The sequence below is a fragment of the Tychonema sp. LEGE 06208 genome (genome assembly GCF_015207505.1).
In the GTDB taxonomy this organism is placed as follows: domain Bacteria; phylum Cyanobacteriota; class Cyanobacteriia; order Cyanobacteriales; family Microcoleaceae; genus Microcoleus.
Genome location: NZ_JADEWT010000026.1, coordinates 48,830 through 61,057, shown reverse-complemented (window position 1 = coordinate 61,057; position 12,228 = coordinate 48,830). Strand labels below are relative to the sequence as shown.

Below are 12,228 nucleotides of genomic sequence, written 5' to 3'. Positions count from 1 at the left end.
GGGGAGAGGGGGAGAGGGGGAGAGGATGTTTGAGATTCATCGAAATATACAATTTAAATGCAGAACAGCTTATGTCACAATTTACTCGGACTTGGTGGGGTAATAAATTTATCAGCGCGTTGGAAAGGTTTACCGATTCTGGGCGGCTCGGACGGGGACGTGCCTATGCGCGGAATGGCAAGGTAAAAAGCTTTAAAATGAATGATGGGTTAGTGATGGCAGAGGTGAGAGGATCGGTTAATCCTTATTATGGGGTTTATAAGGAGCCGCTGTACAAAACTAAAATTGAGTTTGAGCCGATTAGTCAGGCAAAGTGGAAAGTGGCGATCGCCCAAATGGCATCGAAAGCCAGCTTCATTTCCCGGCTGCTACTCAACGAAATGCCCGACAATATTGAAAAGGCTTTTTCGCCCTTTGGATTGCACCTTTTACCCAGCAGCCGTGAGGATTTTAAAACGACTTGCTCTTGTCCAGACTATAGCAATCCCTGCAAACATATTGCGGGAGTTTATTATTTGGTGGCGGCCGAATTGGACAAAGATCCGTTTTTACTGTTTGAATTACGGGGACTTTCTAAGGAAGTGCTGCACCGCGAATTGGCAAAAACGCCTTTGGGAATGGCGCTTTCTGCTGAGTTGACGGCGGATGCAGCGGCCCCTGTGGCGGTGGATTCCTATTACACGCGGGCGATCGCGAATGAAGCGCAAACAATCAGCCTGAAGGAGTTTTGGCACGGTGCAAAGCGGCTGCCGCAGACGATTGAGGTGGGGGTGCAAAGTGGCGTAAGTGCGATCGTAGTGAAGAAACAGGGAGATTTTCCGGCTTTTTGGCAAAAGGATGGTTCGTTTATTGAGGCGATGGAAGAGCTATATATGCGGGTGAAGACGAAGAATAAACTGTAAAATTTTACAGTGCGCGATAGCTGATTAATATGATGTCCGGTAGCGCAATCCTTTTTTGTTAAGGTGATCGACCGGAAATGATATGATATCAAATCCTCTCTTCATCGGAATAGTAAATTAACAGTTAACAGTTAACAGTTAACAGTTAACAGTTAACAGTTAACATCATGAGGAGTGCAACCGGAAATGATATGAATTAACTTCTACACAAAGACTCAAAGGCGCAAAAAGTCTGTTTTCGGCAATAACTAAAAAATGTACATTCATACTCCTGTTCAGCAACGCCAAAATCTGTTACCTAATTTAGATCGCGTGCCGGATAAGCTGGTGCAAAAAATTGGCAGCAGACAAGTCTGAACATGGCTCCGTATAGTTGGGATGTTGTGCAGACTGTTCGCGGTTAGTCAGTAAAAAACAAGCAGCCGTGAAATGTCTTTCCCGTACCATCTTCTGACAAAAAAGTTCGTAGCGTTTAGTTTAGCATAGCTTGCCGCTCTAAACTCCGGCAAAACCGCGAAATGCGGTTCGGCAACCTGCACCGGCGCGCGCGAAGCAGGACTGTCTTCTAAAACAAACAGATATCCTAACCACGGTGGCGGAGGTGCTTCGCCAAACATCCCTTCCCGGTAAGCTGTCCAGATGTCGAGAGCCGCCCCCATCGCTTCTTCTGTGCGGTTGTTGAAATTGTTGCCAAAGCTGCCAACCTGACTTTTTAACTCGATGACTACCTTGAGTTGTCGCTTTTCTCGGTCTACAACCAGAAAATCATACATTTTCGTCGGCCGAAAAAAGCCCGGTATGACAGTTAGGCTTTTTTTTACGTGGATGTGGTTTTGGGGAACACCCGCAGCCAGCAGGAAATCGGTCAGGGTGAGGATGAAACCATCCATCTGCTTGCCTCCTGTCACCGCGCTGCGATTGCCTCGATCTACTTTGCCTGCTAGCACTTGGGCTTGTGCTTGGGCGATGCGGGTATCCCAGAAACCCTGCACAGCTTCCCGGAATACATCATCGGGGATGGGCGACAGTCCCGTCATTCGACAACCTCCGCCATCAATCCCTCATAAACTACGCGCAAACCATAAGTTTCTTGCATCCGTTTCAGCGCCATTTGATGGTAATTTGGCTCAACATCTACCCCGATACTGTTGCGTCCCCAATTTGCTGCAGCGATGCAGGTTGTGCCCGTTCCCATAAACGGGTCAAGTACCGTGTCCCCCGCAAAGGAAAACATCCGCACCAGCCTTTCTGCTAGTTCCAAAGGATACGGGGCGGGGTGTTGCTTGGTGGAAGCGCCTTTGATATCCTGCCAAATTTGTTGAAACCACTGTCGGTGCAGAGTTTCCGGTATCACGGACAATACTCGTGCTGTGAGGGTGGGACTGCGGTAGCCGCCCGGTTTGCGCTGCATCAGGATAAACTCTATGTCGTTTTTGATGACACCTCCGGGCTCGTAGGGTTTGCCGAGAAAACTGGTGCCGTTTCCGGTTGCTTCTAGGGAAGCGTTGGCGATTTTGTACCAGATAATCGGTGCGAGGTTGTCAAATCCTAAATGGCGACAGTGTTCCTGAATGCTGGCGTGCAGGGGAAATACCATGTGTCTGCCAAACCGCCGGCGCGCCACACAGACATCGCCCACGACAATCACCAGCCGCCCGCCTGGGACTAAAACGCGCCATACTTGCTGCCATACTCGATCGAGCTCTTGCAAAAACTGTTCGTAGTCTGCTATTTCTCCAAGCTGGTTGAGATTTTTGATATATTCTTTTAAATTCCAGTATGGCGGCGATGTGACTACCAGATGTACGCTTTCATCGGGAATATGTCTCAAGTTTCGGCTATCGCCCTGTACCAGGGAATGAACAGATGGCAAGCTTTGTACCCGATGCTGAATCTGTTGGATCAATGCCGTATTTTTGCTGATGGCAGGAATGGCGCGCTGTTCGCCGGCGGCTAGTAATGCCTCTGCTTCGTCGGGTATAAGGCTTCTATCCTGTAGCGCTTGTTTCAATGGTTCGGCTGTTTGCTGAGACAGAAACTGCGTTGAAATATTGACCTTGCTTAAACTCGAAGACTTCATACATTTGGTACAACGATCGTATTAATCAAATCAGCTTTACCAGCAACAAAATTAATCATATCCTGATTTGAAGATTTTAGACTATAATTAAAGTAGTGCGACTGTTTAAAAAGTAGACTTTTTAGTTACAGCAAGGTTTGGCAATTTCAAATTATAATCTAAAATTGACTGATGTTACAAAGAGAAGAACTGTTAAAAGGCATCGAAAACCGTGAATGTGTGGCGCGGGCGATCGACCAAGCGGAACAAGCAATTAAAACTTGGGAAGTTACTCTGACTGATTTTCTGTCGCCGCCGGAGTTGGCGGACACTATGACGGTATTTAAGCGCTTAACTGATGTGGAATTAGTGGCTTGGGGCGGCTACCCGCAAGCTGAAAGGCAGAGAATTGCGATCGCGCGATCGGATATCCCGATCGACTCTGCTAGCGTTAACGTTGCTGCGGTAGAAATTGCTGGCAATTTCTTGTTCGATACAGCTTCTCACCGCGACTTTTTGGGGGCGATGTTGGGTACGGGAATTGTCCGCGAGAAAACTGGCGATATCATTGTGTTGGGCGAACGCGGCGCGCAAGCGATTGTCATGCCCGAAATGGTAGAGTATTTGGAGATGAGTTTGCAGCAAGTGCGATCGGTTCCGGTGAAAACTCGGCGCATTGAATTGAGCGAGCTCAAAATTAGAGAACCGAAAAAGAAAGAAATGACAACCGTTGAAGCATCGATGAGATTGGATGCTGTTGCTTCGGCCGGATTTGCCATGTCTCGCAGCAAAATGGTTGAATTTATTGACAGAGGCGATGTGCGAGTTAATTGGAAAGATATCACCCAATCTAGTTATCACGTTAAATCTGGAGATTTAATCGCCGTTAGCGGTAAGGGAAGATTGGAAATTGGGGAAGTCATGGTAACAAAAAAAGAACGCTATCGAGTGCAGTTAACTCGATATTTGTAATTGACGAATCGAGAAACCGTTTTTTTTTACAAGATTGAGAACGATAACTAAGTATTGCGGAAAAACCCGGTTTGTGACCACTTTGTTGAGTTGGAAGAAACCGGGTTTTTTACGAGATTTAGGGTGAGAATGAAGTGCGCGTGGTTTTGTGTTGGTTGAAAATTGACGAAAGGGCGATCGCACTTCAAAAACTGTCAAAGCAGGCGATGGGAGAAGGTTGTAGAAAGGTGAGGGTGATGAGGTGCGATCGCTTATCAGTATTATGAACAACCCCTCCCGTCTCTAACAACCGCTTCCAGAGTATTCTTCAAATCAGTCGATATAGGTAAGTTGCGTATTTCATTAAACAGGTTTTCGTGGGACTCATTTTGTCGCCCTTTGCGGTAAGTACCGACACCGCTCTATACCTTACACTAAGCAGCCTTATCACTTACTATTGAGTCACTCTCCAAAACATCCGGTGCTGTCAAAATGTTTTGAAGTTGCTGCACAACTTTAGTTTCATTTTGGTATAACATAACTACGTGATCTTTTGCTCTTGTTATTGCTGTATAAAGTCCTGCTTTTTCTTGAAAATCTTTATCGGGATCTGATAATTCTTCCACTTGATCAACGCCAGCAATAATAACGGCATCAAACTCAACTCCTTTCAGCGCATTCCAAGAATCGACTATTACGAAAGGTCGGTTTACAACGTTATGATCTCGCTCTTGAGGACACATTGGAGCGTGATGGGGAACACCGAATTTCTTCAGGAATTTACTAATTTCTAATTTAAAGTTTCTTGACTCTTGTGGATGCAATAAAACTCCAATTGAAGACTCTGGATGACTGCTCAATGCCAGTTTAACCTGTTTAGCTATATTGTCTGGAGACATATCGCTTTTTACAAGCATTGGCTTAATAGATGAACTGCGAGAAGACTTTTTGACTGGTTCGACAATATGACCGATTTTACCAGCAGCTTCTGAGCGTTTAGCTATCTTCATATTAGCACTAGCTAAATAAGGATATATAAACTGCCAAGCTAATTCTATAATTTCTGGCGCGTTTCTATAGTTTAAATCAAATATTTGCGAACGACCCCTGACCTCAAATCCAAGCTTAGACCAACTCCAATCTTGCTTTCTTCGATGTTGCTGACCTTCGTACACTGACTGAGTATTGTCATAGACAAAAAACATAGAGTTTGTATCGGGACTTACAGCACCTAACATCGCCATAAACCATTCATCATAAAAATCTTGAGCTTCATCAATTAGAATTGCTTTATAACGCTTTTTGGGGTTGGCATTATAATATGTTTTAACTAGATCAATAATTTGCTGCCGCTTTTCAGGAATTTCATCCCAATTGTAAGTGTATCCAATGCGATAAGCCCAACTATGAAAAGTTCGAGACTCTACGTTTAAACTCAAGCCTTTTTGTGCTATTATTGAATCAATCCAACCCTTCATAAAGCGGTTGTAACACAATACCAAAATATCATTATAACCCTCATCGATTAGTTTTTCAATACGATTTCGCAATACTAATGACTTACCAGAGCCAGCAACGCCTCGAACTAAAGAATGACCTTTAAGCGAGAAATTTTTGGCTTTATTCTGTTGTTCGTCTAAATCTTGGCTATTTAAACGCTGGTTCAAAGATTGCTCGAAGTTAATCCACTGTTCCACGATGGTTCTCCTTATATTCTTTTTGTCGAATGTTTTTTATTCAAATTAGCTTACCAACACGATCTCATCTTTGTCAGTGAGAAAAAGTGAGAAAAAGTGAGAAAAAGTAATGACTTTCGCCAAATCGCCATAAAATCTCCTCTCAGATAGATGCCACTAGAGCTAAACTCTTCTAATCAACCCTCACAACCCAACCGTTTTGGCCTACGACAACACCTGCAAATACCTAGCCGAAAAATTCCCCGCCGCCTTCGTGAGCTGGCTGCTACCAATTGACGAACCCACCGACGTTCAGGTACTCAAAACCGAACTAATTCAAGAACCCATTCGAGCCGATTCTCTCGTTTTCCTGCAAACGGATAACCAAATCCTCCATCTGGAATTTGAAACCAGACCCTACTCCGACCCGCCGATCGCCTTCAGAATGCTAGACTACTACGTCAGGCTCAAACGGCAATACTCCTGTGACATCAATCAAGTAGTAATTTTTTTGCAGCAAACAGCCTCAGAACAAGTTTTTGTATCCGAGTACACAGACGCAAACACCCGACACGGCTATCGAGTTATCCGCCTGTGGGAACAAGACCCCGCTTTACTGCTGTCCGTCCCCGGCTTACTCCCATTGGCGACACTATCTCAAACCAACTCCCCGCGAACTTTGTTAGAGCAAATTGCTACTCAGATTGCTACAATAGAAGAACCTACCCAACAAGCGGATTTACTCGCTTGTACCCAAGTGCTCGCAGGTTTGAGATTTGAAAAAGACTTAATCAGACAACTATTTAGGAAGGAAACTATGCGCGGTTCTGTGATTTACCAAGAAATTCGCGAAGATGGTCTCATTGAAGGAAGACAATTAGGTCTCCAACTAGGCCTCGAAGAAGGCCGGAAAAATGAGGCGCTGTCCTTCGTCACTCGCCAGTTGACTCGACGCATCGGTACGATCGCTCCTCAAATCAGCGAGCAAATTCAGACTTTGTCCGTAGAAGAATTAGAGAATTTAGGAGAGGCGCTGCTGGACTTTTCAGAAGCAGCAGATTTAACCAATTGGCTGAATGAACGCCAGCCTTAGTTGGTAAAACATAGTCGGATATGTTCAAAAAATTACCAGATACATACTTTAAGGAAACTTAACCCATGACTGTCGATGAAGCTCTCGCCATTGTCGAAACAGTCCTAGATGACGACGAACAGTTAAACGACGTGCAAGAGCTCATCTTCAGACAATGCTGGGAAGGCCGATGTTCCTATGAGGAAATTTCTCAACTCTCTCAATATAATGATGAATATATAAAAGCGCTGGCGGCTAAACTCTGGAAACAACTCTCAGAGGCTTTTGATGAAAAAGTAAAAAAAAATAATTTACGCTCTGTTTTTAAGCGATACTTGCGGCGACATCAAGTGACATTACATCGAACTCAAGTTATTGGAGTTAATCTCAGCGGTGCTAACTTAAGCGGAGCTAGACTATCATTCGCCAACTTAAGTGAATCTGATTCGTCAGCAGATTTACAGGGTGCAATTCTATCTGATTATCATACAGTATCAGATAGAATTATCAAGGCTGAAAACGCGCATAACCAGGGATTTCTGTCAAGCACAAAAGAAGGGATTTATCACTGGAACGATTTGCGCTTTCGCTGCAAAGAAGAAGTAAAAATAGCCGAAGCGCTCGATCGCACTTCCGTCCTTTTCTTCCCCAACTCCAAAGCCCGCCTCACCACACCCGCAGGGCGACAAAACCAAGAACCAGATTTTCTCATTTTCCACCAAGGCAAATGGGGAATTCTGGAAATATCGCATCCCGACACAGAAAAAGATGAAACGCGCGATCGCATCTTTGCATCCCACGGCATCTTCACCATCCACTATTGCGAGGCCCACAGGTGCAGTCAAGAACCCGATCGCGTTGTCGAAGAGCTTTTAGACATATTGAGTCAGGGATAGAGGGAGTGTTTTTTTCGTAAGGGCGATCGTATAGGGGCCCAGAAACCGGGTTTTTTAGGAAAATACTTCGTTGTCACCGACAGATTAGGTAAAAACCCGGTTTCTTTGTCGGAGTGCGTCAGTCCATAAGGGCGATCGAACTCCAGAACAAAGTAGATTTTGACTTGACAAAATACTCGATTTGTGATAATCACGAGTGGTGGAAATTTTTCAAGTGCGATCGGGATTTGTACCAGCTCAACCATACTTCCCAGAAGCTACAGCAGCAGCAGCCAGTCGATCCATACCAGCTCGAACAATCACTGCTAAGTCACTCAGTGGCATACATTGAATTTTCTTAAGCAGCTCGTTGGTATCCAGAGGTTCCTGCACCGGCTTGCCTTCAAGATGAGCCATGAGTTCTTCCATCGTAAAGCCTGCTCTTGTCGCAATCTGAGTCAAATTTTTCGTATCTGGAAGTACCTGCCCCTTTTCCCAATACAAGACAGAAGCAGCAGAAACTCCCAACAATTTGCCAAAAGCGGTCAGACTCATCGAGCCCCGCGCTAATTTAACAACCTCACTCAGTTTTTTCTTAGCTTCTGCGTCCACGGTATCAGCCACCAGATAACCACAATTCTTAGTTTACTTGTGTACCAACAAATTTGTCTGTCTTGCTTGACAGCAGAACATTTAACAGATACTATTTTAAATATATTGAAAATATTCAATTTATTTAACGCAGACTTGGGAGAAATAACAATGACCAAGAGAAGCATTCAAAAAACTCGCAATCTACTCTACTTACCCAGAAGACTCAGCAGCAGCAGCGAGCCTATCCATAACGGCTCTACCAATCACTGCCAACTCACTAATCGGCATACATTGAATTTTCTTCAGCAGCTCGTTGGTATTGACAGGTTCCGGCATTGGCTTACCTTCGAGATGAGCCATCAACTCTTCCATTGTAAAGCCCGCTTTTGCCGCAATCTGAGTCAAATTTTTCGTATCCGGGAGTACCTGGCCCTTTTCCCAATACTGAACAGCAGACCCAGAGACTCCCAATAGCCTACCAAAAGCGCTAAAACTCAGGTCGCCACGGGCTAGCTTCACAACTTCGCTCAGTTTCTTCCTAGCTTCTGCGTCCACAGTATTAGTCACCAGATCAACACAACTCCTAGTTTACTTATCTACCAAAAAATCTGTCTTTCTTGCTTGACAGCAAAAAGTTTACCAGTTAGAGTGTAAATACTTTTAAAATCGTAATTGTATTTCTAGCAAATCAGGGGTAGTAAAAATGACTCGCAAGACACGCAACACCCGTCAAAGCCTCACAGCCTCCGGTTGGCTCAAACCCCAGCGCTGGCAAATCTCCAAAATAGAAGCAGCCGAAGCTCTGAGAATGCCCGTCAACCGCATAGTCAAAGTCTACCCCAAACAACATCAAGTAATAGTCGTTTACCTGAACCAGAAAGGACAAAAATGCAGTTCCTTTTTCAGCTACAGACTATTTGCCAGATGGGAGCAAGAGACGATCGCCACAATTGCCAGTTGTAGAAACCAGCAAGCCCTCGCGCCTCTAGAAATCATTGTACAATACGACCTCGAACATTTCAACTATCCCGTTCAAAGCGCCGATGCAATTTGGGACGCCCTGCTCCACCACATCCGCCGAGCCATCACAGAACAAAGGCACACCCAAAAATGTGCCTAATTCCCCATCGCTCCATCAATTAATAGAAGCAGCCAACTCAGCCAAACGTTCCTGCTGATCCTGAGAAATACAAGTCTGAATAATCGCCTCAATATCCCCTTCCAAAACACTATTGAGCGAAAAATTTTCCCCCAAACGGTGGTCGGTAGCCCGATTATCCTTATAGTTGTAAGTGCGAATCTTCTCCGATCGCGAACCAGTACCAACCTGAGCCAAACGCCGGGACTTCACCTCATCCTGCTGTTCCCGCAACTTCATCTCATAAAGCTTAGCCCGCAAAATCTGCATCGCCCGCTCCTTATTCTGCAACTGACTGCGCTCCTCAGTACAGAAAATCCGAATACCCGTCGGCTTGTGAAACAAATCCGCAGCAGTTTCCACCTTGTTCACGTTTTGACCACCAGCGCCGCCCGATCGAGCCGTGCTCATCTCAATATCCTTCGGATCGATGTGAATCTCCACATCATCCACCTCCGGCATCACAGCCACCGTCGCCGTTGAAGTGTGAACCCGGCCGCCAGCCTCAGTCACAGGCACCCGCTGCACCCGGTGTACCCCAGCCTCAAACTTCAGTTGGCTGTACACGCTATCGCCGGTAACTTCCAGAATCACCTCTTTAAAGCCGCCCATTTCCGCCAGCGACTCGCTCACCAATTTCACCTGCCAGCCTTGAGTTTGAGCGTAGCGAGTGTAAAGCCGCAGCAAATCCCCCGCCCAAATACTAGCCTCATCTCCGCCAGTACCAGCGCGAATTTCCAGCATAATATTCTTGTCATCGTTCGGATCGCGCGGTAGCAGCAACACCTTCAAACGACTTTCCAAATTTTCCAGCTTCGACTCAAGTTCATCAACTTCCAGTCCAGCCATTTCTTGCATTTCGCGATCGCCCGCAGCTTCCTTGAGCACCTGTCGCGCGCCCACCAAATCTTCCTGAGTCGTTTTCCACAAAGCAAAAGTATCGACCACTTCCTCTAAGGACGATCGAGCTTTTGCCACCCGTTGAAACTCATAATTGTCCCTAGCCACATCCGGGTCAGCCATGCGGCGAGTCAACTCATTAAAAGTTTGCTCTACCGACTTCAATTTATCCAGCAAATAAGATTCAGCCATTGTCAGTTGTCCTCCGTCAATCGATTTTAGATTTTAGATTTTAGATTTTAGATTTTAGATTTGAAGAGCAGTTGGAGTAGAATCGCGATCGAACTTAATTGGATTTAACTCAACCGCCTGCTACGGCAAGTCTTCAATCTAAAACATCCAATCCGAGAGCGGTTCGATTTGAGATGTTTAAATTTAGATTTTAGATTTTAGAACTCAAGAGCAGTTTGGAGAGAATCTCGATCGAACTAAACTGCCCCCTACGGCAAGTCTTTTATCTAAAATCTCAAATCCTATAGCAGTCAGTTATTCGTAGAAAACACTACTCTTAACCGACTGCGGACAAATGACAATCCAGCTACTTCTTCTTTTTGCCTTTAGCAGCAGCCTTAGCAGCATCTGCTTTCGGGTCTTCCATTTTCAGAGGGCCCGAGGAAGCATCTGCCTGCGGCATTTCTACATCTGTCATGCCATATTTCCGCATAAAGCGTTCCACACGACCTTCAGTATCAATAATCTTCTGAGTGCCAGTATAAAAAGGATGATTCCCCGACCAAACATCAACTTGAAGCTTTGGTCTAGTCGAACCAACCGTCATCACGTGTTCCCCGTTGCAAAAAACCTGAGATTCGGGATACCACTCAGGGTGAATGCCATCTTTCGCCATTTTTTTTACTCTCTAATTTTTGACTTTACAACCATTTTAACTGTCGCAGGACTTGTACACCACCAACAACAGCACCAATTTTGTCTTAGACCTGTTGGAACCGGGAATCAGGAATCGGAAATAAACTTGAAAAAAAGGCAGATAAAATCTGAATGATTCTTGCCTTTTCCTTCTTCCTTCTTCCTTCTTCCTTCTTCCTTCTTCCGACGGACTTACATCCGTTACATCCGTTACATCCCGTACATTGCTCGTTGCCGAACTTCCTTCTTCCTTCTTCCTTCGTTGCTCGATTACCGTTTCGAGTATTGAGGAGCTTTCCGAGCCTTCCGCAAACCGTACTTTTTCCGCTCTTTTGCCCGCGGGTCGCGAGTCAAATAGCCCTCAGTCTTCAGAGGCTTGCGGTTATCCGGGTCTAACTGACAAAGCGCTCTAGCGACACCCAAGCGAATCGAGTCAGCTTGACCGGTCAAACCGCCACCTTCGACTTTTACCAAAATGTCATATTCATTTTCCAGACCCAAAGTTTCCAGAGGAGCCTTAGCGAGTGCCAAATAGGTAGGGTTGAATTGCAGGTACAAATCCCCTTCTTTACCGTTGACAGTCAGTATGCCTGTGCCGGGAACCAAACGTACCCGCGCTACGGAACACTTGCGGCGGCCAGTACCCCAGTAAACGGCGCGGCCGGATGTATCTGTTGCTTGCATTACTCATTTCCTCCCGGAATCGTGTGAACAATTAATTCTTCTGGTTTTTGAGCTTGGTGCGGGTGGTTGGGGCCAGCGTACACCTTTAGCTTAGTAAACAGTTGTCTGCCCAGAGAAGTGTGAGGCAGCATTCCCCGGATAGCTTCTTCGACGATTCTTTCGGGCAAACGTGCTTGCAATTTGGCAAAAGTTTCTGTTTTCATGCCGCCCGGTCTGCCAGAGTGACGGCGGTAGATTTTCTGGGTGCGTTTTTTACCAGTAACAGCGATTTTGTCAGCATTGATGACAATTACGAAGTCGCCGGTATCCATTGAAGGAGTGTAAGTGGGTTTGTGTTTGCCCCGGAGGTATATGGCAACTTCTGTTGCCAGACGGCCCAGGCGCTGGTCGGCGGCATCGACCACGTACCACTTGTGCTCTAGGGAGTCTTGAGTAGGGACGTAAGTTTTGTTCATTGTTAGTTGTCAGTTGTTATTTGTTATTTGTTAGTTGTTCATTGTTAGTTGTCAG

At 45.6% G+C, this 12,228-nt stretch carries 16 protein-coding genes; 6 read left to right on the top strand and 10 right to left on the bottom strand.

What is annotated here, in order from left to right; all coding sequences use genetic code 11:
- Window positions 1–902: SWIM zinc finger family protein (locus IQ263_RS09705; protein WP_228049924.1), on the top strand; the 902-nt coding region annotated here is incomplete at its 5' end.
- Between the two features lie 303 nt (window positions 903–1,205).
- On the opposite strand, the gene IQ263_RS29785 is transcribed toward IQ263_RS09705, so the two are convergent.
- The 3 genes from IQ263_RS29785 to IQ263_RS09695 are packed head-to-tail and all read right to left on the bottom strand — an operon-like array spanning window position 1,206 to window position 2,982.
- Complete coding sequence (locus tag IQ263_RS29785) at window positions 1,206–1,349, bottom strand: hypothetical protein (RefSeq protein WP_370589091.1); 144 nt, start codon at window positions 1,347–1,349, stop codon at window positions 1,206–1,208.
- The gene (locus IQ263_RS09700) at window positions 1,307–1,939 is read right to left on the bottom strand and encodes a PaeR7I family type II restriction endonuclease (protein ID WP_255515850.1); all 633 of its coding nucleotides are present in this window, start codon (window positions 1,937–1,939) and stop codon (window positions 1,307–1,309) included. The genes IQ263_RS29785 and IQ263_RS09700 overlap by 43 nt, the downstream gene beginning before the upstream one ends.
- On the bottom strand, window positions 1,936–2,982 hold the full coding sequence (locus IQ263_RS09695) for a DNA-methyltransferase (protein WP_194067230.1): 1,047 nt from the start codon (window positions 2,980–2,982) through the stop codon (window positions 1,936–1,938). Before IQ263_RS09695 ends, IQ263_RS09700 begins: the two co-directional genes overlap by 4 nt.
- Window positions 2,983–3,153: 171 nt before the next feature.
- On the opposite strand from IQ263_RS09695, the gene IQ263_RS09690 reads away from it, so the two are divergent.
- Entirely contained in the window at window positions 3,154–3,933 is a 780-nt protein-coding gene (locus tag IQ263_RS09690; protein ID WP_194067229.1) for a photosystem II electron transport protein, Sll1252 family, read from the top strand.
- Between the two features lie 134 nt (window positions 3,934–4,067).
- Window positions 4,068–4,199, top strand: coding sequence for a hypothetical protein (locus tag IQ263_RS29265; RefSeq protein WP_255515849.1), 132 nt, complete (start codon window positions 4,068–4,070; stop codon window positions 4,197–4,199).
- 147 nt (window positions 4,200–4,346) lie between these two features.
- Here IQ263_RS29265 and IQ263_RS09685 read toward each other — a convergent pair whose 3' ends face one another.
- Entirely contained in the window at window positions 4,347–5,609 is a 1,263-nt protein-coding gene (locus tag IQ263_RS09685) for a UvrD-helicase domain-containing protein (protein WP_194067228.1), read from the bottom strand.
- A gap of 199 nt (window positions 5,610–5,808) precedes the next feature.
- Between IQ263_RS09685 and IQ263_RS09680 the strand changes: the two genes are divergently transcribed.
- Window positions 5,809–6,681, top strand: coding sequence for a DUF4351 domain-containing protein (locus IQ263_RS09680; protein WP_194067227.1), 873 nt, complete (start codon window positions 5,809–5,811; stop codon window positions 6,679–6,681).
- A gap of 65 nt (window positions 6,682–6,746) precedes the next feature.
- A complete protein-coding gene (locus IQ263_RS09675) occupies window positions 6,747–7,556 on the top strand; it encodes a pentapeptide repeat-containing protein (protein WP_194067226.1) in 810 nt (269 codons plus the stop codon).
- Between the two features lie 237 nt (window positions 7,557–7,793).
- On the opposite strand, the gene IQ263_RS09670 is transcribed toward IQ263_RS09675, so the two are convergent.
- Both IQ263_RS09670 and IQ263_RS09665 read right to left on the bottom strand, forming a co-directional pair.
- Entirely contained in the window at window positions 7,794–8,159 is a 366-nt protein-coding gene (locus tag IQ263_RS09670) for a helix-turn-helix domain-containing protein (RefSeq protein ID WP_333092051.1), read from the bottom strand.
- Window positions 8,160–8,339: 180 nt separating this feature from the next.
- Window positions 8,340–8,696 (bottom strand): helix-turn-helix domain-containing protein, encoded by a 357-nt coding sequence (locus tag IQ263_RS09665; protein ID WP_333092052.1) that lies wholly within the window; start codon window positions 8,694–8,696, stop codon window positions 8,340–8,342.
- A 136-nt stretch (window positions 8,697–8,832) separates the two neighbouring features.
- On the opposite strand from IQ263_RS09665, the gene IQ263_RS09660 reads away from it, so the two are divergent.
- On the top strand, window positions 8,833–9,249 hold the full coding sequence (locus IQ263_RS09660; protein WP_194067225.1) for a hypothetical protein: 417 nt from the start codon (window positions 8,833–8,835) through the stop codon (window positions 9,247–9,249).
- A gap of 15 nt (window positions 9,250–9,264) precedes the next feature.
- Here IQ263_RS09660 and prfA read toward each other — a convergent pair whose 3' ends face one another.
- The 4 genes from prfA to rplM form a co-directional block, all read right to left on the bottom strand.
- On the bottom strand, window positions 9,265–10,359 hold the full coding sequence (prfA, locus tag IQ263_RS09655) for a peptide chain release factor 1 (RefSeq protein ID WP_194010364.1): 1,095 nt from the start codon (window positions 10,357–10,359) through the stop codon (window positions 9,265–9,267).
- Window positions 10,360–10,705: 346 nt separating this feature from the next.
- Entirely contained in the window at window positions 10,706–11,014 is a 309-nt protein-coding gene (gene rpmE, locus IQ263_RS09650; protein ID WP_194010363.1) for a 50S ribosomal protein L31, read from the bottom strand.
- Window positions 11,015–11,304: 290 nt separating this feature from the next.
- Window positions 11,305–11,718, bottom strand: coding sequence for a 30S ribosomal protein S9 (gene rpsI, locus IQ263_RS09645; RefSeq protein WP_194067224.1), 414 nt, complete (start codon window positions 11,716–11,718; stop codon window positions 11,305–11,307).
- Window positions 11,718–12,173 carry a 50S ribosomal protein L13 gene (gene rplM, locus IQ263_RS09640; RefSeq protein ID WP_194067223.1) on the bottom strand — a complete coding sequence of 152 codons (456 nt, stop codon included), beginning with the start codon at window positions 12,171–12,173 and terminating at the stop codon, window positions 11,718–11,720. The genes rpsI and rplM overlap by 1 nt, the downstream gene beginning before the upstream one ends.
- Between the last annotated feature and the right edge of the window lie 55 nt (window positions 12,174–12,228).